The organism is Schaalia odontolytica, assembly GCF_005696695.1.
Classification (GTDB): Bacteria; Actinomycetota; Actinomycetes; order Actinomycetales; family Actinomycetaceae; genus Pauljensenia; species Pauljensenia odontolytica_C.
Window position 1 is genome coordinate 1,066,230 of record NZ_CP040006.1, and the last position, 19,733, is coordinate 1,085,962.

Annotated in this window: 22 protein-coding genes; 21 read left to right on the plus strand and 1 reads right to left on the minus strand. The window is 65.1% G+C overall.

Features of this window, described 5'->3' with window-relative positions:
- Positions 1-86 precede the first annotated feature (86 nt).
- The 4 genes from FBF35_RS04675 to FBF35_RS04690 are packed head-to-tail and all read left to right on the plus strand — an operon-like array spanning position 87 to position 4,145.
- Positions 87-527: a YraN family protein gene (locus FBF35_RS04675; RefSeq protein ID WP_060567088.1), complete on the plus strand. Its 441-nt coding sequence runs from the start codon at positions 87-89 to the stop codon at positions 525-527.
- On the plus strand, positions 524-2,071 hold the full coding sequence (locus FBF35_RS04680) for a YifB family Mg chelatase-like AAA ATPase (protein ID WP_241772566.1): 1,548 nt from the start codon (positions 524-526) through the stop codon (positions 2,069-2,071). Before FBF35_RS04675 ends, FBF35_RS04680 begins: the two co-directional genes overlap by 4 nt.
- The gene (gene dprA / locus FBF35_RS04685; protein ID WP_060567092.1) at positions 2,064-3,224 is read left to right on the plus strand and encodes a DNA-processing protein DprA; all 1,161 of its coding nucleotides are present in this window, start codon (positions 2,064-2,066) and stop codon (positions 3,222-3,224) included. The genes FBF35_RS04680 and dprA overlap by 8 nt, the downstream gene beginning before the upstream one ends.
- 9 nt (positions 3,225-3,233) lie before the next feature.
- Positions 3,234-4,145: a tyrosine recombinase XerC gene (locus FBF35_RS04690; protein ID WP_060567094.1), complete on the plus strand. Its 912-nt coding sequence runs from the start codon at positions 3,234-3,236 to the stop codon at positions 4,143-4,145.
- Between the two features lie 66 nt (positions 4,146-4,211).
- Here the strand turns inward: FBF35_RS04690 and FBF35_RS04695 are convergent, their stop codons facing one another.
- Complete coding sequence (locus tag FBF35_RS04695) at positions 4,212-4,742, minus strand: M23 family metallopeptidase (RefSeq protein WP_241772567.1); 531 nt, start codon at positions 4,740-4,742, stop codon at positions 4,212-4,214.
- Between the two features lie 408 nt (positions 4,743-5,150).
- Between FBF35_RS04695 and rpsB the strand changes: the two genes are divergently transcribed.
- The 17 genes from rpsB (at position 5,151) to FBF35_RS04780 (ending at position 19,676) form a co-directional block, all read left to right on the plus strand.
- On the plus strand, positions 5,151-5,978 hold the full coding sequence (gene rpsB, locus FBF35_RS04700) for a 30S ribosomal protein S2 (RefSeq protein ID WP_048671070.1): 828 nt from the start codon (positions 5,151-5,153) through the stop codon (positions 5,976-5,978).
- A 25-nt stretch (positions 5,979-6,003) separates the two neighbouring features.
- Positions 6,004-6,831 (plus strand): translation elongation factor Ts, encoded by an 828-nt coding sequence (gene tsf / locus FBF35_RS04705; RefSeq protein WP_060567096.1) that lies wholly within the window; start codon positions 6,004-6,006, stop codon positions 6,829-6,831.
- A gap of 130 nt (positions 6,832-6,961) precedes the next feature.
- Positions 6,962-7,672 (plus strand): UMP kinase, encoded by a 711-nt coding sequence (gene pyrH / locus FBF35_RS04710; RefSeq protein ID WP_003795332.1) that lies wholly within the window; start codon positions 6,962-6,964, stop codon positions 7,670-7,672.
- A gap of 38 nt (positions 7,673-7,710) precedes the next feature.
- A complete protein-coding gene (gene frr / locus FBF35_RS04715) occupies positions 7,711-8,268 on the plus strand; it encodes a ribosome recycling factor (RefSeq protein ID WP_003795334.1) in 558 nt (185 codons plus the stop codon).
- Positions 8,268-9,179 (plus strand): phosphatidate cytidylyltransferase, encoded by a 912-nt coding sequence (locus FBF35_RS04720; protein WP_060567098.1) that lies wholly within the window; start codon positions 8,268-8,270, stop codon positions 9,177-9,179. The genes frr and FBF35_RS04720 overlap by 1 nt, the downstream gene beginning before the upstream one ends.
- A complete protein-coding gene (gene rlmN, locus FBF35_RS04725) occupies positions 9,176-10,456 on the plus strand; it encodes a 23S rRNA (adenine(2503)-C(2))-methyltransferase RlmN (protein WP_410060746.1) in 1,281 nt (426 codons plus the stop codon). Before FBF35_RS04720 ends, rlmN begins: the two co-directional genes overlap by 4 nt.
- Positions 10,453-10,857 carry a DivIVA domain-containing protein gene (locus FBF35_RS04730; RefSeq protein ID WP_241772568.1) on the plus strand — a complete coding sequence of 135 codons (405 nt, stop codon included), beginning with the start codon at positions 10,453-10,455 and terminating at the stop codon, positions 10,855-10,857. The genes rlmN and FBF35_RS04730 overlap by 4 nt, the downstream gene beginning before the upstream one ends.
- Entirely contained in the window at positions 10,854-11,402 is a 549-nt protein-coding gene (locus tag FBF35_RS04735; protein WP_048671066.1) for a DivIVA domain-containing protein, read from the plus strand. Before FBF35_RS04730 ends, FBF35_RS04735 begins: the two co-directional genes overlap by 4 nt.
- On the plus strand, positions 11,402-12,673 hold the full coding sequence (gene dxr / locus FBF35_RS04740; RefSeq protein WP_060567102.1) for a 1-deoxy-D-xylulose-5-phosphate reductoisomerase: 1,272 nt from the start codon (positions 11,402-11,404) through the stop codon (positions 12,671-12,673). Before FBF35_RS04735 ends, dxr begins: the two co-directional genes overlap by 1 nt.
- Positions 12,674-12,675: 2 nt before the next feature.
- The gene (locus FBF35_RS04745; protein ID WP_060567104.1) at positions 12,676-13,917 is read left to right on the plus strand and encodes a M50 family metallopeptidase; all 1,242 of its coding nucleotides are present in this window, start codon (positions 12,676-12,678) and stop codon (positions 13,915-13,917) included.
- A 118-nt stretch (positions 13,918-14,035) separates the two neighbouring features.
- Positions 14,036-15,202, plus strand: coding sequence for a flavodoxin-dependent (E)-4-hydroxy-3-methylbut-2-enyl-diphosphate synthase (gene ispG / locus FBF35_RS04750; RefSeq protein WP_060567206.1), 1,167 nt, complete (start codon positions 14,036-14,038; stop codon positions 15,200-15,202).
- A gap of 21 nt (positions 15,203-15,223) precedes the next feature.
- A complete protein-coding gene (locus tag FBF35_RS04755; RefSeq protein WP_060567106.1) occupies positions 15,224-15,727 on the plus strand; it encodes a hypothetical protein in 504 nt (167 codons plus the stop codon).
- An 81-nt stretch (positions 15,728-15,808) separates the two neighbouring features.
- Entirely contained in the window at positions 15,809-16,249 is a 441-nt protein-coding gene (locus FBF35_RS04760) for a hypothetical protein (protein WP_060567108.1), read from the plus strand.
- Between the two features lie 80 nt (positions 16,250-16,329).
- Entirely contained in the window at positions 16,330-18,138 is a 1,809-nt protein-coding gene (locus FBF35_RS04765) for a proline--tRNA ligase (RefSeq protein WP_060567110.1), read from the plus strand.
- A gap of 1 nt (position 18,139) precedes the next feature.
- Entirely contained in the window at positions 18,140-18,631 is a 492-nt protein-coding gene (gene def / locus FBF35_RS04770; RefSeq protein WP_060567112.1) for a peptide deformylase, read from the plus strand.
- Positions 18,632-18,801: 170 nt separating this feature from the next.
- A complete protein-coding gene (locus FBF35_RS04775) occupies positions 18,802-19,305 on the plus strand; it encodes a DUF3145 domain-containing protein (protein WP_003792798.1) in 504 nt (167 codons plus the stop codon).
- Positions 19,305-19,676 carry an acyl carrier protein gene (locus tag FBF35_RS04780; protein WP_060567114.1) on the plus strand — a complete coding sequence of 124 codons (372 nt, stop codon included), beginning with the start codon at positions 19,305-19,307 and terminating at the stop codon, positions 19,674-19,676. The genes FBF35_RS04775 and FBF35_RS04780 overlap by 1 nt, the downstream gene beginning before the upstream one ends.
- Positions 19,677-19,733 lie beyond the last annotated feature (57 nt).

The following is a 19,733-nucleotide window of genomic DNA, read 5'->3' on the forward strand; positions in this document are numbered from 1 at the left end:
CGAACCGCTCCCTATCCACAGGGGGCGGTTTTCGCATTGTGTCACTGACTGTCTCGGGCGCACTGTGGGTGCGGAGGTGATCCGTGATGGGATGCTTAATACGGCCCGACCGTCGGGCCATTGGCGCTGCGGGAGAATATACCGCCCGACTGGCGCTCGAAGAGGAAGGCCTGCGCCTTCTTGACACCAACTGGCGAGATGGTCGTCGGGGCGAGCTCGATATCATCGCGCGTGACGAGACCGATCCATCGCGTTCGTGGACCGTGATCGTGGAGGTGCGCACCAGGGTCGGGCGCAGGAAGGGGAGTGCGCTCGCTTCGGTCGACCATCGCAAGGTGGCGCGGCTTCGAGCCCTGACGGGTGCGTGGTGCAGGGCCCACGGTCACCTCGCTTCGCGTGTGCGTATCGACGTCGTCGCCATCACCGTGGACGCGCGGACGCTGGAATCCTGGCCGGGGTCCATGGACGAGGTCGTGGATCTTCGCGCTCTGGGGGCACAGCTCGTGTGGTTACGGGGTGTGCAATGAGAGGGCCGGGACTTGCGCGCACGTATTCCATGAGTATCGTCGGCATCGAGGGGCACCTTGTCGACGTGGAGACCTACGCGGGGTCGGGCCTCGTGGCGTTCACGCTCGTCGGCCTGCTCGACACCTCCGTGCGCGAGGCGCGTGATCGCGTGCGCGCTGCGTTCGAGTCGTGCGGCCTGGACGTCTTGGACCAACGCATCACCGTAAATCTGTCCCCTGCGGGCATTCCGAAGTCGGGGTCGGCTTTCGACCTCTCGATCGCGGCGTCCATTGCTCTGGCCACGGGCCTCGTCTCGCCGGTGGCTTTTGAGGACGCGGTCCTCGTCGGCGAGCTTGCGTTGGACGGCAGTATCCAGCCGGTGCGCGGGGTGCTGCCGGCTGTGCTGGCCGCACGTTCGCGGGGCGTGCGCCGCGTGATCGTGCCGTCGGCATGCGCCCAGGAGGCGCGTCTGGTCAGCGGCATTGAGGTCCTGGACTTCGCGCATCTGGCTGACCTCATCGCGTGGGCCGGGGGAGAGGCTGTGAAGGCTCCGTTCCACGGGAGAATGGGCGTGCGCTGCGAGGGGGAACGTGACGGTGATCCGACCCTCGCAGACATGGCCGACGTGCGTGGTCAGCCCGAAGCAATTGCGGCGATGGAAGTTGCAGCTGCCGGTGGGCACCACGTGTTTCTTCTCGGAGAGCCCGGATCCGGCAAGACGATGCTCGCCTCCCGACTGCCGACGATACTTCCCGACCTCGACGCCGACACCGCTCTCGTCACCACCTCGTTGCATTCGGTGGCGGGCCTGTTGCCTTCCTCGATATCGCTGATGACGCGTCCTCCATTCCAAGCCCCACACCACTCGGTGACCATGCCAGCGCTGATCGGCGGCGGCACGCGCACGCTCGTCCCCGGGGCAGCGTCGCTGGCGCATGGAGGGATCCTCTTTCTCGACGAGGCCGCAGAGTTTGCGCCCTCGGTCCTTGACTCGCTGCGTGAACCCCTTGAATCGGGTGTCATCCATGTGCACCGATCCGGCGTTCAGGCGCGTTATCCCGCCCAATTCCAACTGGTAATGGCGTCCAATCCCTGCCCGTGCGGTGGCGGATACGGAGGGCGGCGGTGCACATGTTCCTCGATGAATCGACGCAGGTATCTCGCGCGTTTGTCCGGGCCATTGCTGGATCGGATGGACATCCGCATCGACGTGCATACCCCCAGTCGGGCGGACCTGGCGTCGACACAGACACGCGATTCCGCGTCGATACGTGGGCGTGTTATCGAGGCGCGCTCGAGGGCACGCACGCGCCTGAAGGGCACGCCGTGGACCATGAACGCGCAGCTTCCAGGAGCGTGGCTGCGCCACCACTCAGGCATCGATGCTTCTCTCATTCATCAACTTGATCGGCTCGTCGATTCCGGTCACTCGTCAATGCGCGGAATCGACCGGATGCTACGCCTGGCATGGACGCTCGCCGATCTCGAGGCTGCGCCTCGGCCGACCTTTGACCACATTGTTGCAGCGCAGCAGCTGCGGAACGGAGCGGATCACTATGAATGACACAGAACTGTGGGAGGCTGCCTGGTGGTCTGCCGTCGCTGAGCCGGCTGATCCGTGCGCACGCATCCTTCGTCGGGCCTTAGGGGATCGAGATGCGCGCGCATGGCTGATCGGAAGCTGGTCGGCACCGCCGTTGGTGCTTGCCCGTCACTCGAGGGTTGACTGGCACACGCAGTGGAATCGGTGGAGGCAGCGCGCCCTCTCGGTCGACATCGACAGTGAGCTCAACCGAGTCGCTCGTGCGGGCGGCGGATTCATGACACCTGGCGATCCACGCTGGCCAGAGCACCTTGCGTGCCTGGGGGAGGAGGAGCCGATGGGGTTGTGGTTCCTCGGCGACCTGCCCGAGGCTCCGCGGGCGGATCGTCATCTGTCTATCGTGGGAGCTCGCGCTTCCACCGGCGCGGGAAACAGGTGTGCACGCAACATGGCGGCATTCGTCGCTGCGGCAGGCGTGACGGTGGTGTCCGGGGGAGCGATTGGCATTGACATTGAGGCTCACCGCGGTGCCCTGTCTGCGCGTGGGCGCACGATCGGCATCCTCGCAGGGGGCGTGTGCAATCCCTACCCCGCGTGCCACGGTGGCGACTTTCGTGCCGTCATTGATGGCGGTGGTGCCCTGATCTCCGAGGTTGCTCCCACCGCGAGGCCGGCGAAGTGGCGCTTCCTCACGCGAAACCGACTCATTGCCGCATGGAGTGGGGCTACCGTGGTCGTCGAGGCGGGAGCGCGCTCCGGCGCCCTTGCGACGGCGCGTCGCGCCATGGAATACGGGCGTGAGCTAGGCGCAGTCCCCGGCGCGGTCGACGCACCGATGTCGGTGGGGTGCCTGGAGCTTGCACGCAACGGAGCGATGATCATCCGCGATGGGCGCGACGCTCTCGAACTCGTGCGCCCGGTGAGCGTTGACGCCGCCCAGCCTCTGTTCGGTATGCCCGTCGACGACGATCATGGGGTTGATGCCCTAGAGATGACTCAGCGTCGGGTGTGGGAGGCGCTTCCCAGGAGTGCTCCCGCGTCGGTCGAAGCGATCTGCGTTGCCGCGGCGCTGTCGCGCGAAGAAGTGAACTATGCGCTCATGGAGCTCTCGGTTGCGGGGCTAGTGTCCGGATCGACGCGTGGCTGGACGCGAACGGGCGGAGGTAGACCGTAGGATATCGATATGGCTGGCAACGTGGGGGAGCGCTGGGAAGAGTACCTGCGCCTTGGGCGGCGGATGAGCCCCCACACCGTTTCCGCGTACCTCGGGGATCTTCACTCGCTGATGGAGTTCCTTTCGCTCGACGTTGATACGAGCCCTGAGCAGCTCCAAGAGGCGCTCACACAGCGCGCAGTGCGTTCCTGGCTTGCTCGCACCCTCGCGGATGGGGGAGCGCGCTCGACGATCGCGCGCCACACCGCGGCGATTCGCAACTTCACCGCCTGGGCAATGCGTGAAGGAATATTGGCGAGCGACCCCGCGGCGCTTCTGTCATCTCCGCGTGCCGACCAGCGTCTGCCGTCTCCACTCGACGAATCCGACGCGAGGGTTCTCCTCAATACTGCTCGCGATGAAGCGGCGGCGGGAGGGGCCTCCCAGATCCGCAATTGGGCGATCCTCGAGCTGACGTACGCATGTGGCCTTCGCGTCTCCGAAGTCTGTGCCCTCGACATCTCGTCCCTGAACCGTGAGGCCCTCACCGTGCGCGTCGTCGGTAAAGGCAACAAAGAGCGGGTGGTTCCCTACGGTCCTCCTGCTGCCGACGCCCTCGACCATTGGCTGGTACGAGGCCGTCCCCAGTTGGCCGGGGAGCGCAGCGGGAACGCCCTCTTCCTTGGCGATAAGGGTGGGCGCATCGATCCGCGCATCGTGCGGTCGATGGTACACAAGATGGCGGCTCATGCAGGCGTGCACGACATCGCGCCACATGGGCTGCGCCATTCCACGGCGACGCATCTGCTGCAGGGCGGAGCCGACCTGCGTGCGGTCCAGGAGATGCTCGGCCATTCGTCGCTGTCGACCACTCAGCGCTACACCCACGTGGATACCGCTCGTCTGAGCGCGATCTATCAGCGGGCGCATCCCCGGGCCTAGGACCCGTGGGATGGGATGTGCTGTCTCGTCGGTGATCGCCGATCGCGTTCGGCAATTCGCATGAGGCTATCGAGCCAACGTGTCGTCCCAGGGGAGAAGGCGCGGGCGCCCAAGCGTCATACGTATTGGATCGATGTACGTACGCCTGCCGGTCTTTGCGCCCCAGTGCAGCGTGGGTGAGTCTCCTTCGACGAGGCCGATGATGCTTCCTTTCTGGACGTGATCGCCAACAGCAACGGATGGCGTCACGGGAAGATACGTCGACCAGACAACGCGGCCGCCGACCTCGTGCCGAATCGAAATGACGCCCCGGCCCGCGATGGGACCGGCAACAGTCACAGTGCCCGATGCGCATGCGTACACCGGGGAGGGAGCCGGATACTGCAACGTCACCCCACGCCGCCCGGGAAGCCAGTCGTGGGCGGGTGGGGCGAATCCTTCGACGACGGCCACGGGCCCACCTGTTGGCCACTGCCACCGCTCGCGGTGCGGGGTTGCTACGCCCGGCGGTACCGCGACAAGGAGTAGCGTGCCGACGAAGGCGGCGATTAGTGATAGCGTGCTGAAGCGGCCACGGTTCGGGATTACAGAGGTCATGACATCAGCGTGAGGGGACACGGCGCACAGGTCTAGTCGCCCGGTGTCGGTTGTGGATACTGGCGCGACGCGAAAGGACCCTGTGGATAACCAGCGAAGACGGCGTGTCTGTGCCGAGCTGCCCCGGCCTCGTCGAAGAAGAATCCAGTAGGCAACGTCTCATCCGCTTGGTTTCGGACATTTGTGCACTTGTGAGGTAAGATAGCCGGGCACTTGCCCTGTGCAGGTGACTTCGCGTGCCATTATCGCGACCCACGGGAAACCGCCAGGGGAGCGAGGCGCGGCGGCTTCGGTCCTTTCGGGGATGGTCGCCGGTCATGGCACCAGGGTGCGCAACGCGCACAGCAAACCGATAACCCCGGGGGAAACCCCACTGATCACTCGCGACTTGCGGGGAAAGGACGAACCATGGCAGTCGTTACCATGCGTCAGCTCCTCGAGTCCGGTGTCCACTTCGGCCACCAGACTCGCCGTTGGAACCCGAAGATGAAGCGCTTCATCCTCACCGAGCGCAACGGCATCTACATCATCGACCTGCAGCAGACCATTGCTGACATCGACATCGCCTTCGACTTCGTGAAGCAGACCGTCGCCCACGGTGGCACCCTGCTCTTCGTCGGCACCAAGAAGCAGGCCCAGGAAGCCGTGGCCGAGCAGGCCCAGCGCGTCGGCATGCCCTACGTGAACCACCGTTGGCTCGGCGGCATGCTCACCAACTTCTCGACCGTTGCCACCCGTCTGCAGCGCCTGAAGGAACTCGAGCAGATCGACTTCGACGACGTGGCCTCCTCCGGTCACACCAAGAAGGAACTCCTCATGATGCGCCGCGAGAAGGACAAGCTCTCGCGCACCCTGGGCGGCATCCGCGACATGACCAAGGTTCCCTCGGCCGTGTGGATCGTCGACCCCAAGAAGGAGCACCTTGCGGTCTCCGAGGCTCGCAAGCTGCGCATCCCGATCGTCGCCATCCTCGACACCAACGCTGATCCGGACGAGGTCGACTACCGCATCCCCGGCAACGATGACGCCATCCGCGCCGTCGCGCTGCTGACCCGCGTGATCGCCGACGCCGTCGCCGAGGGCCTGATCGCTCGCTCCGATGTCCGCAAGGGCAAGGGCGAAGAAGCCGCCGCTGAGCCGCTGGCTGAGTGGGAGCGCGAGCTCCTCGAGGGCGAGGTTAAGGCCGACGAGGCTGCCGCCGCAGCTGAGGCCGCCGAAGCCCCCAAGCAGGACTGAACTTTTAACTGAGAGGAATCATCCGATGGCGAATTTCACCGCTGCAGATGTGAAGGCGCTGCGTGAGCAGACCGGCGCCGGCATGATGGATGTCAAGAAGGCTCTGACCGAGGCCGACGGCGACGCCGAGAAGGCTCTCGAGATCATCCGCCTGAAGGGCCTGAAGTCCCTGTCCAAGCGCGAGGGCCGCCAGGCCTCCGCCGGCCTGCTGGCCGCGCAGACCGACGGCACCGTCGGCGTGCTGGTCGAGGTCAACTCCGAGACCGACTTCGTCGCCAAGAACCAGAAGTTCATCGACTTCTCCAACGAGGTTCTGGCCGCCGCCGTTGCCTCCAAGGCTGCCGACCTGGACGCGCTGCTCGCCGCCCCCATGGGTGAGGGCACCGTCAAGGACCGCCTGGATGCCTTCGCCGCCATCATCGGCGAGAAGCTGCAGGTTGGCCGCATCGTGCGCGTCGAGGGCGAGAACGTCGACCTCTACCTGCACCAGACCAACCCCGACCTGCCCCCGCAGGTTGGCGTCTTCGTCGTGACCGATGCCGCCGGCAAGTCCGTTGCCCACGACATTGCGATGCACGTTGCTGCTTACATGCCCGCCTACCTCGATCGCGATTCGGTTCCGGCCGACGTGCTCGACAAGGAGCGCGCTACCCTCGAGAAGATCACGCTTGAGGAAGGCAAGCCCGCCAACATCGTTCCTAAGATCGTTGAGGGCCGCCTGAACGCGTTCTACAAGGACAACTGCCTCGTCGACCAGGCCTTCGCGCGTGACCCCTCGAAGTCCGTTGGTCAGGTCCTCAAGGAGGCTGGCGCCACGGTCACCAACTTCGTGCGCGTGCACGTGGGTGCCTGATCTGGCCACGTCGTCAGCTTGCTGACAAATGGGAGCGGTCCCGCCGAACGGCGGGGCCGCTTCCCTTTTACCAGGTAGTATGGTTCTTAACCGTTCCGCCCTTCCCGGGCCGTTACAAAGGAGAAGCGTCATGTCGACGAACCGCCGCGTTTTGCTCAAGCTGTCCGGAGAAGCATTCGGGGGTGGATCGATCGGTTTGGACCCCAAGGTTGTCCGCAATATTGCGGAGCAGGTCGCGACGGCTGTGCGTGAAGGTGTCCAGGTGGCGATCGTCGTCGGTGGTGGCAACTTCTTCCGTGGTGCACAGCTTGCTCGCGAGGGTCTTGAGCGTTCGCGCGCGGACTACATGGGCATGCTTGGCACCGTCATGAACGCGCTCGCACTCCAGGACTTTATTGATCAGTCCGGTGTCCCCGCCCGTGTGCAGACGGCCATCACGATGGCTCAGGTTGCCGAGCCCTACCTGCCGCTTCGAGCGATTCGTCACCTGGAGAAGGGGCGCGTCGTTGTCTTCGGCGCTGGCGCGGGCCTGCCGTACTTCTCGACGGACACCGTGTCCGCTCAGCGTGCCCTGGAGATTCACTGCGACGAACTCCTCGTCGCCAAGAACGGCGTGGACGGCGTGTACGACGATGATCCGAACAAGAATCCCGACGCCCACCGCTTCGACACGCTGACCTATTCTGAGGCGCTGCGTCGCGATCTCAAGGTGATTGACGGTTCGGCGCTGGCCCTGTGCCGTGACAACGGACTGACGACGCGCATCTTTGGCATGGGTGGCGACGGTGCCGTGACCCGCGCGCTGATGGGCGATGAAATCGGTACCCTAGTGACGGCGTGATATAACCTTCACAGACCACTGACTTAAAGGAGCTCATAGTGATCGACGATATTCTCCTCGAGGCCGAGGAAAAGATGGACAAGGCCGTGGAAGCGGCCAGCCACGAGTTTTCGAACATTCGTACCGGGCGTGCGACGTCTTCGATGTTCGAGCAGCTTCTGGTGGACTACTACGGCGCTCCGACGCCGATGCAGCAGCTTGCTAGCTTTCAGATTCCTGAGGCCCGCACGGTCCTGATCTCTCCCTTCGATCGCACCGCGACCCAGGAGATCATCCGTACTCTGCGTGAGTCGGACCTTGGCGTGAACCCGACCGACGATGGCAACGTTGTGCGCGTCGTTCTGCCCGCCCTGACGGAGGAACGCCGTAAGGAGTACGTGAAGCAGGCCAAGAGCAAGGCCGAGGACGGTCGTGTGTCCGTGCGCGGCGTGCGTCGTAAGGCGAAGGATCAGCTCGACCGCCTGAAGAAGGACGGCGAGGCCTCCGAGGACGACGTCGAGCGCGCTGAAAAGCAGCTTGATGGCCTCACGAAGGCCCACACCGAGCAGATCGACAAGATGCTCGCGACGAAGGAAAGCGAACTGCTGACGATCTGATGGCATCGACGGATCCTTCACTTCTTGCCCGAGTCTTCTCCCCGGGCCCCACTCGCGACAATCATCCCGTGGGTGGGGCAACGGGGAAGGCTGGGCGTAATCTTCCGCAGGCGATCACAACCGCTGTTGTCCTGATTGCTGCGGTCGCCATTCCTCTTTTCACCTCGCTGCCTGCGTTTGTCGGCGTCATCGCCTTCGTGTGCCTGGTTGGAATCTGGGAACTCGCGGGTGCTTTCGCTCGCATGGGTATCACGCTGACGGTGACGCCCCTGTATGTCGGCGCTATCGGGATGGTGACCTGCGCGTGGTGGTTGGGCACAGAGGGCATGCTCTTCGCCCTGTACATCACCGTGTTCGTCTGTGCGGCGTGGAGACTCCTGGACCGTCGTCAAGAGTCGCGAATGAGCGACGTCGTGTCGTCAACGTTTGCTGCCGTCTACGTGCCGTTCCTGGCTTCGTTCGTGGTGCTCATGATGGCGGCGTGGCACAACGCCTGGGTGTTTGTCGTCTTTGAGCTGATGGTCATCGCCAACGACACCGGCGGCTGGGCTGCTGGCGTCATGTTCGGCAAGCACCCGATGGCTCCCGCACTGTCTCCCAAGAAATCCTGGGAAGGCTTCGCAGGTTCTGCCCTGACGGCCATCGCCGTCGGCGTGGTCGGGTTGTGGCTGCTGGGAGCTTCCTGGTGGTGGGGTGTCGTTGCGGGGATCTCCATCGCCTTTGTGGGTACGATGGGCGACCTGACCGAGTCTCTCATTAAGCGTGAGGCCGGTCTGAAAGACATGTCGCAGATCCTGCCGGGACACGGTGGTGTTCTCGACCGAGTGGACGCGCTGCTCATGAGCGCGCCGGTCGCCTACTTCATTTTCGCGTGGGCGCTGCCGGGTATTTCTTGGGAGTCTAGCCATTGAGTCAATCGACGAAGGGGCCCCGCGGGGCGCAGGCACGTACGCCGAACACCCTGGGGGTGTCGGATCTTCAGCGTCGCAGCCCGCGTCGTGAGGTTCGTCCGACCGATCAACCGCCGGAAGGGGCGACGCATAAGGACGCTAAGCCCGTCCTGTCGTTCACCGCGAAGCGGCGCGGAAAGGCCCCGTCGCATCTCGCTGATCTGGATGCAGCGTCCCGTAAGCAGGTGCTCAAAGACCTGGGATTGCCCGCTTTTCGCGCCGATCAGCTGTCGCGCCATTACTTCACGCATTTTGAGGCCGATCCTGCGAACATGAGCGATATCCCGGCCGGGATGCGCGACGCGGTCTCGGACGCCCTGTTGCCCAAGCTCGTGACGAAGGTTGTGTCACTGGAAGCTGACGGCGGGCGCACCATCAAGGATTTGTGGCGCCTGTACGACGGCGCGCAGGTCGAGTCTGTTCTCATGCGCTACACCCAGCGAACGACGCTGTGCGTCTCGTCGCAGGCGGGCTGCGGCATGGCCTGTCCGTTCTGTGCGACGGGTCAGATGGGCCTGACGCGCAATCTTTCGACGGCGGAGATTGTCGATCAGGTTCGCGAGGCCCATGCGTCGTGCCGTGACGGAAAGCTCGCGGGTGGGCCGACGAAGCTCTCGAACGTTGTCTTCATGGGCATGGGCGAGCCTCTCGCGAACTACAAGACGGTTGTCGCCGCGCTCCACCGTTTGATCGATCCGGCGCCGGAAGGCTTCGGTATGAGTGCCCGCAACATCACCGTGTCCACGGTAGGCCTCGTTCCCGCGATCAAGAAACTGGCGGGGGAAGGAATGCCGGTGACGCTCGCGGTTTCGCTCCATGCGCCCGACGACGATCTTCGTGACGAGCTGATTCCGATCAACTCGCGGTGGAAGGTCGGCGAGCTGCTCGATGCGGCGCGCGGGTACTTCCTCGCGACGGGTCGGCGCGTGTCGATCGAGTACGCGCTCATCAAGGACATGAACGATCAGGAATGGCGCGCGCAGCTGCTGGCCGATGAGCTCAATAAGCGCGGCCACGGCTGGGTGCATGTGAACCCCATTCCCCTGAATCCGACGCCCGGGTCTATCTGGACGGCATCGACGCGCTCTGCTCAGGAGGCGTTCGTCAAGCGTCTGCAGGACAACGGCATCGCGACGTCGATCCGCGATACGCGCGGCTCGGACATTGACGGTGCGTGTGGGCAGCTGGCGACGGCGGTTGCTGACGGTAAGCGCCCGGTCGGGGAGGTGCGCGCGTGATCCGGACAGATTTTTCCCGTAGTTTCCTGCGCATGGGCTACGACGTGAGCGAGGTCCTAACTTTTCTCGCGGACGTCGAACGCACACTGACTGGCGAGGAGACGGATCCTGAGCGAGTCGTCACGGCTCAGAAGGCTCTGGATGTGGAGTTTTCTACGAAATTGCGCGGCTTCAATGACGAGGAGGTCGACGCAGAGATCGACCGTCTCATTGAGATGCTGCGTCACGCCGAGCGCAGGCGAGTGACGCGCCGTGAGAACAGTGTGGGCAGTGACGTTCACGCTGCGACGCCGCCAGCTGCGGAGTCGACTACCGTTTCCTCTGAGTATGCTGATTTCGGCACGCCTGAGGCCGTCGAAAAGATTCTTCGTTCCATGACACAGGAAAAGGAGCAGTCATGACTGAGTTTCCTAGGGTTGGTCTCTTCTCGAAGGGCTACGACTGCGCACAGGTCGATGCGTTCTTTGAAGACGCTCGCCGCGCCTACGAGGGCGGTGTTCCCCCGGAGCAGTTCAGCTCCGAGCAGGTGCGCCTGGCCACTTTCGAGCTGAAGAATCGCGGCTACAACATCGATGCCGTGGACGGCGCGATGAACCGCCTGGAGGCGGCTTTCGTGAACCGTGATCGCGCGGATTCCGTCGCAGCCGAGGGTGAGGCAGCGTGGTACGACAGGGTTGCTGACCGTGCGACGACTCTCTACCCGCGTCTGCAGCGCCCTCGCGGCGAGCGCTTCGCACACCCGACCTCGGGACGTGGCTACTCCTGCGAGGAAGTCGACGATCTGCTGGATCGTATTGCAGCGTACTTCGACGAGGCCGGGGAGCTGACCGCTGACGAGATTCGTCTGTCGACCTTCCGCCCCAAGCGCGGCAAGAAGGCCTACATGGAGGGCCCCGTGGACGCCTACCTCGGGCGCGCCGTTGAAATTCTGCTTGCGGTTGACTGATGCCCGTGTCGGTGGAAGAACACACGTCCACTATCCCCGTCGTCCTGCTTGGCTCGACGGGATCGATCGGTACCCAGGCGCGTGAGGTCATTGAGGCGAACCGCGGGCGTTTCGACGTCCTTGGCCTCAGCGCCGGCGGTGCGTCGATCACCGAGCTTGCCGAGCAGATCGTCGCGTTGAGTCCCGCGTACGTGGGCGTGGCTCGCGACGTTCGCGAGGAACTGTCGGCTGCTGTGGAGTCGATGGGTGGCACGTGCCCGGAGCTTTTCGTCGGCGAGAACGCGTCCGTGGAGGTTGTGTGCGCGTCCGTTGAACGTGCGGTGCAGCTGTACCCGCGAGCGACGCCGGTGGTACTCAACGGCATTACGGGTGGCGTGGGCCTGTCGTCGACGCTTGCGGCTCTCAAGTGCGGTGCGCGCCTTGCGCTGGCGAACAAGGAGTCGCTGGTCGTCGGCGGTGCGCTCGTGAAGAACGCGATGCGTTTCCCGGGGCAGATCGTCCCGGTTGACTCCGAGCACTCTGCGATCGCCCAGGCGTTGGCTTCGGGCGTGCATGAACGTGGCCTGACCTCTCCGGTGGTTTCCGGCCGCTCCGAGGTCGCGGACCTGGTTCTCACCGCTTCGGGTGGTCCGTTCCGCGGGCGCAGGCGCGATCAGCTGCGCGGCGTGCGCGCCGAGCAGGCGTTGGCGCATCCGACGTGGCAGATGGGGCCCGTCGTCACGATCAACTCGTCGACCTTGATCAACAAGGGCCTGGAGCTCATTGAGGCTCACCTGCTGTTCGACGTCGCGCCCGAGCACATCATCGCGACCGTTCACCCGCAGTCCATCGTGCATTCGATGGTGACGTGGTGTGATGGCGCGACGACGCTCCAGGCCTCGCCTCCGGATATGCGTCTGCCGATTGCGCTTGGGCTTACCTGGCCCGAGCGACTTGCGGATGTCGAGAAGCCCCTGACATGGGCGTCCGCGTCTGAATGGACGTTTGAGCCGGTGGATAACGAGACGTTCCCCGCGATCAACCTCGCTCGCTTCGCGGTCGCGGCCTCTGCGACGCATCCCGCGGTGCTCAACGCCGCGAACGAGGTGCTGGTTGACGCGTTTATCGCGGGGGAGGTGCCGTGGCTTGCGATCGTGGACACGGTGTCGAGCGTCGTGCATGAGCACGAGGGCGTCGCTGACCCCTCGTTGGAAGACATTGTGGCCGCACAGCGCTGGGCTGACCAGCGTGCGCGCGAACTCGTTCGCGCCGGCCAGTGGAAGGATATGTGAGCGTGGGCTCAATCGTCGGTATCGTCGTTGTCGTTATCGGAATCTTGGCGTCGGTCGCCCTGCATGAGGTGGGGCATATGCTCCCCGCGAAGAAGTTCGGGGTGCTCGTCCCCGATTACGCGGTGGGTTTTGGTCCGGCGCTGTGGAAGAAGAAGATCGGCGACACGACGTACGCGCTGCGCGCGATTTTGTTGGGTGGCTACGTCAAGATCGTCGGCATGTACGCGCCGGCGCGTCCGGGCACTCGGCTCGTGGGTCGCGGCGGTAAGCCGACGCTCGCGCAGGAGGCCCGTGAGGCCTCGGCCGAGGAGATCCCCGAGGGCCAGGAACACCGTGCCTTCTACCGTCTGAGCGCCCCGAAGAAGATCGCGGTCATGCTCGGCGGTCCGCTCATGAATCTGCTGATTTGCATCGTCCTGTCGGCAGTGACGATGATCGGCATCGGCGCTCCCACGGCCTCGCGCACGATTGCGGACGTCCCGGCCACGATCATGAGCGCTTCCGGTGAAGTCGCTTCTCCCGCGTACGAGGCAGGGGTCCGCCCCGGGGACACGGTCGTCGCGTGGAACGGGCAGCCGGTTGCCACCTTCGCGGAGCTGCAGCGCGCGGTTGGGGCCACCCAGGAGGGTGAGTCTGCCGTGCTGACGGTGGAGCGCGACGGCACCACGGTTGACCTCACGGTCTCTCCAGTGACGGGCGCTCAGGGGGCGCGCTTGGTGGGCGTGACGGCTGGATACGAGTACGTGTCGGCGTCGCCCGCCGATGTGGCGGCGGCGAACTGGCAGATGTTTACCGGGACGACGGCGGTCGTCACCCGGCTGCCCCAGGCCGTGTGGCAGGTCGGCCGCTCCGTGTTCACTGACGAAAAGCGCGACTCCTCGGGTGTCGTGTCCGTCGTGGGCGTGGGGCGCCTGGCCGGTGAGGTGACGGGTGATTCGCAGGCGCTGGGTCTGCGCGACACTCGTCAGGTTGTCGCCGTGCTGCTGAGCCTCTTGGCGTCGCTCAACATGGCCCTTTTCGTCTTTAACCTGATCCCGTTGCCGCCGCTGGACGGTGGGCACATTCTCGGGGCGATCTACGAGGGCATGCGCCGAACGGTGGCCCGCGTGCGTGGGGCGGAGGATCCCGGCCCGGCGGACACGGCTCGCCTCGTTCCCGTTACCTGGGTTGTTGGCGGCCTGCTCGTCGCGATGAGCGTCATTTTGATCGTTGCAGACATCGTGAAGCCTGTGTCGCTCGGCTGAGATCCGGCACGACACACACATCTGCCCGAAAAGCGACTCTGACCACGCGTTCGTGGTCCGTGTGGGAAGGAAGGCCACTGTGCGCGATAATGACACGGTGAGTGAAATCAATCTTGGTATGCCCGAAGCCGCGGCGTCGCCGTTCCCGCGCAAGCAGACGCGTCGCATCATGGTGGGCGACGTTCCCGTGGGCGGTGGCGCGCGGGTCTCCGTCCAGTCCATGACGACGACGAAGACGCACGACATCGGTGCGACCCTCCAGCAGATCGCCGAGCTGACGGCCGCGGGCTGCGACATCGTTCGTGTCGCCTGCCCGACGGATAAGGACGCGGACGCGCTGCCGATCATCGCGAAGCAGTCGCGTATCCCGGTGATCGCTGACATTCACTTCAAGCCGAAGTACGTGTTCCAGGCGATCGAGGCCGGCTGTGGTGCCGTGCGCGTGAACCCGGGCAATATCCGCAAGTTCGATGACCAGGTGAAGGACATCTGCAAGGCCGCGTCCGATCACGGCGTGTCGCTGCGTATCGGCGTGAACGCAGGATCGCTCGATCCTCGACTCCTCAAGAAGTATGGCCGTGCCACGCCCGAGGCCCTCGTCGAGTCCGCGATCTGGGAAGCCTCCCTGTTCGAGGAGAACGACTTCCACGACTTCAAGATCTCGGTCAAGCACCACGACGTGCTCACCATGATCCAGGCCTACCGCATGCTGTCCGAGGCGGGGGACTGGCCCCTGCACCTGGGCGTCACCGAGGCGGGCCCCGCCTTCCAGGGCACGATTAAATCCGTGTCCGCTTTCTCGGTGCTTCTTGCCGAGGGCATTGGTGACACGATCCGTGTCTCCCTGTCCGCTCCTCCCGTTGAGGAGATCAAGGTGGGCACGAAGATGCTGGAATTCATGGGTCTGCGCGAGAAGACTCTCGAGATCGTCTCGTGCCCGTCGTGCGGCCGCGCCCAGGTGGACGTATGGACGCTCGCCGAGGACGTCACCGAGGGCCTGAAGGACCTGACGGTCCCGCTGCGCGTGGCCGTGATGGGCTGCGTCGTCAACGGCCCGGGCGAGGCTCGCGAGGCCGACCTGGGTGTCGCCTCCGGCAACGGCAAGGGCCAGATCTTCATTCGCGGCGAGGTCGTCGAGACCGTTCCCGAGGACCAGATCGTCGAGACCCTGATCCGGCGCGCGAACGCCCTCGCCGAGGAGCTGGGCCTGGAGCCCGGTTCCGGCAGCGTCGAGGTTGCCCCGATCACCGCCCCGGATGTCAAGCTCCCGGGCATCGACTTCTGAGTTGTTGATAAGGACTATCGCATGCGTATTCGCACTCTTGCCGCTCTGTCCCTCGTCGCCGGCGCATGCGCCGTTGCGGCTACCGGCTTTCCTCGTCGCATCGGCCTGACGGCCTCGCAGGCGGACGTGTCGCTGCCGGGAGATCTCATCCTGCCCGGCGCGAACGTCGTGGTAGATCGCGGTATCGCGATCGACGCGCCCGCGTCCGTCGTGTGGGATGTCCTCGGCCACGTGTTCGAGCCGGAGGATGAGTCGACGATCATTGATATTGAGGACGAGGACCATATCCTTATGCGCGTTGCGCCGCCGGCTGCCCCGGAAGGCGCCGATGCCTCGGGAACCTGTGTCATCGCTCTGCTGCCGCTGTCTCCCTCGCGCACGCTCCTGCACATCCGTGAACGTCACGAGGCGCAGGGACGCGACCGCGTGCTCGCGTGGGCCGGTGTCGCGGCCGAGTCGCTGTCCTCGCTGTCGATGCTGCGCGATCTGCGCGATGCATGCGTCGGCGGGCTCATTGATGCCTGATTAGTCTCGTTCCCGCCGTTTCGGTTGGACATTACTCCCCGTTGGTGTTGTAGTATCGGCCTGTACGCAACGCCAACGGGGATGTTGCATTGTCCGAAGGGGGACGCTGTGTCCAACTCCACCGCCGTCATCGCACTGGTCGGTCTCGTCATCGCATCCGTGTGGGCGTGGGCGTGGCTCGGTTTCGGCGCGAGCGCCCGACGTATGTCGGTGCGTCTGGAGATCGGCGGTGGCAGCGCGGCTGGTGAGATGTCGGCGCTCGTGTGGCCCCTCATGCCTTTCCTCTCCCTCCTGTGGTTCCTGACGGGCGATCTTGTGGCCCGTGAAGCCTCCGGCTTCGCTACGGCAGGCACCTGCATGCTTATCGCGCTCGTCCTTGCTGCGATGGTCGGCGTCGCCGTGCGCGCCCTGTACCTGGGGGGCCTTCCCGCGTGGGCGTACCCGGGTTGGATGGCTCGCCGCTACTACGCCTCGCACCCGGGTGCCCGTGAGCGCGAGCTCGGTGCCCGCGCGGTCATCTGAGGGGTTCGCCAACGCCTCGATGAGAGGCTCCACGGCTGTGCCAGTGGCCCCAGGGCCTTCGCGTGCCGTACTCTTGGAGCATGCTTCGAAATCTCTCGACTTTCTTCCTGCGAACCCTCCGTGAAGACCCGGCCGACGCCGAGGTCAATTCGCACAAGCTTCTGGTGCGTGCCGGCTACATCCGCCGCTCCGCCCCCGGCATCTACACGTGGCTGCCTCTCGGCCTGCGCACGCTGCGCAAGATCGAGGACATCGTCCGCGAGGAGATGGATGCGATGGGCGCTCAGGAAGTTCACTTCCCGGGCCTGATCCCCGCCGAGCCCTACAAGGCTACCAACCGTTGGGAAGAGTACGGTCCGACGCTGTTCAAGCTCAATGACCGTAAGGGCGGCGACTACCTGCTGGCCCCCACGCACGAGGAAATGTTCACCCTGCTGGTGAAGGATATGTACTCCTCGTACAAGGACCTGCCCGCCACGCTGTACCAGATTCAGACGAAGTACCGTGACGAGGCCCGCCCGCGCGCCGGTCTGATCCGCGGCCGCGAGTTCGTCATGAAGGACGCCTACTCCTTCGACATCGACGACGAGGGTCTGAACGCCTCCTACCAGGCTGAGCGTGACACCTACGAGCGCATCTTCCAGCGCCTGGGCCTGCGCTACGTCATTGTGTCCGCGATGAGCGGCGCGATGGGTGGCTCCCGCTCCGAGGAGTTCCTGCATCCCTCGCCGATCGGTGAGGACACCTTCGTGGCGTCCCCGGGTGGCTACGCCGCCAACGCCGAGGCCGTGACGACCCCCGTGCCCGAGGCCCAGGACGCGTCCGGTGTGCCCGCGCCTCTTGAGGTTCCGACCCCCGACGCTCCGACCATCGAGTCGCTTGTTGATCTGCTCAACGATCAGTACCCGCGCGAGGATCGCCCCTGGACCGCCGCCGACACGCTGAAGAACGTCGTCGTGACGCTGACGCACCCGGATGGTGAGCGCGAGCTCCTCGTCGTGGGCGTGCCCGGTGACCGCGATGTCGACATGAAGCGCCTGGAGGCCGCCGTGGCCCCCGCCGAGGTCGAGATGGCCTCGGATTCCGACTTCGAGCCGCACCCCGAGCTGGTGCGCGGCTACATCGGCCCCACGGTTCTCGGACCGAACTCCCCGAAGCGCGTCGTGGACGAGGAAGGCAACGCCTCCGGTTCCGTGCGCTACCTGGTGGACCCGCGCGTCGTCGAGGGCACCGCCTGGGTGACGGGTGCAAACGCCGAGCAGCGTCACGTCCTGAACCTCGTCATGGGTCGCGACTTCACCGCCGACGGCACGATCGAGGCCGCCGAGGTGCGCGAGGGCGACCTGGCTCCCGACGGCTCGGGCCCCCTCCACCTGGAGCGCGGCATCGAGATCGGCCACATCTTCCAGCTGGGCCGCAAGTACGCCAAGGCCCTGGGCCTGACCGTCCTCGACGAGAATGGCAAGACCCAGGTCGTCACCATGGGCTCCTACGGCATTGGCGTTACCCGCGTCATGGCAGCCCTGGCCGAGGCCAACTGCGACGACAAGGGCCTGAGCTGGCCCGCGCAGATTGCTCCCTTCGACGTGCATGTCCTGGCTACCGGCAAGGGCGACGATGTCTTCGAGACCGCGCAGTCTCTGGGCGAGCAGCTCGATGCGGCCGGCCTGGATGTTCTCGTCGACGATCGCCGCAAGGTGAGCGCCGGTGTCAAGTTCAAGGACTACGAGCTCGTGGGCGTGCCCTTCGGCCTGGTCGTCGGTCGTTCTCTGGCCGACGGCGAGGTGGAGATCCGCGTGCGTGCCACCGGCGAGACCATCGTCGTGCCCGTCGAGGAAGCTGTCGCGCGCCTGCGCGAGCTTCACGCAGCTGCCCTGAAGGGGGAGTGACATGGCTATTCGTCCCATCCGCATCATCGGCGACCCGGTCCTGCGTACCGTCTGCGATCCGATCACGGAGATCACGCCGAACGTGAAGGCGCTCGTCGAGGACCTGCTCGAGGGCGTCGACATGGAGGGCCGCGCCGGCCTGGCCGCGAACCAGATCGGCGTCAGCCTGCGCGCCTTCTCCTGGAACATCGACGGCGAGATCGGCTACGTGCTGAACCCTCGCATCGTCGCTCTGAGCGAGGATGAGTACCAGGACGGCGACGAGGGCTGTCTGTCTGTTCCCGAGCTGTGGTACCCGACTGAGCGCGCCTGGTATGCGCGCTGCGAGGGCACCGACCTGGATGGCAAGAAGGTCGTCGTCGAGGGTGAGGAGCTCATGGCGCGCTGCATCCAGCACGAGTGCGACCACCTGGATGGCCACATCTACATCGACCGTCTCGATCGGGCGACCCGCAAGAAGGCGCTGCGCGACATCCGCAACGCTGGCTTCTGAGCATCTGGCCTCGCAGAGGCATGGACGCGCCGGGGAATGGAGTGCATTCCCCGGCGCGTTCGACTATTCTGTAACCACATCGTGTGCGCCGTCTCGGCGCAGATCATTGCGACTCACGGCAGTTTAGGGCGTAGGGGAAGACGATCCTGACAAAGCCAACAGGAGGAACAATGAGAGGGTCATACACCCGCGGTGTACTTTTCGTGCACTCAACACCGCCTGCTCTGTGCCCGCACATCGAGTGGGCGCTGGGCACCGCGCTCGGCCAGGAGGTTCACCTCCAGTGGTCGGACCAGGAAGCGGCGCCGGGCATGGTTCGCTGCGAGTTCTCGTGGGTCGGACCGATCGGCTCGGGCGCCCGTTTGGCGTCCGCTCTGCGCGGTTGGGAGCACCTGCGTTACGAGGTCACGGAGGAGGCCACGGCCTCGAGCGACGGTGGCCGCTGGTGCCACACGCCCTCCCTCGGTATCTTCCACTCCCAGATGGACACCATCGGCAACGTCGTCGTTCCCGAGGATCGCATCCGTGCGGCCCTGGAGTCCGCCACGACGTACGAGGAGCTGCGCGAGGGTCTCGACCTGGCTCTTGGCCAGGCCTGGGACGATGAACTGGAATCCTTCCGCCACGCGGGTGCAGGTGCACCCGTGCGCTGGCTCAATAACCGGGTCGGCTGATGGGCTCCATCGCCGACCTGCTCGGTGACCAGCTGCGTGCAGGCTTAGCGCAGCTGGTCGACCCCGATGCGTCCGACGAGGCGCCCGACGCGGCCCCTGCCTCGTCCGAGAGCGCCGTTGAGACTGCCCAGGACCGCGCCCGCCAGGCCGCGATGGAGGCAGTTCTCGACGAGGCGGACCTCGACCCCGCCGGCGCGCGCGGAGAGCTCACGCTGCGCGGCGATCTCGACATGGACGACGTGTCCCTCTACGCCGTCGTCGCGCGCGTGGAGCGCGAGGCGAAGGTGACGCTGAATGACTCTCAGATTGAGCAGTGGGTGACGCTCGCTGACCTTCTTGACGCCGTTTCTGACGCCGCGTCCAATCACTAGCGAAAGGCCGCGCCAGCGGAGCTTCAACGACGCTTCCAATGTTCGTAAAGTGCCGGA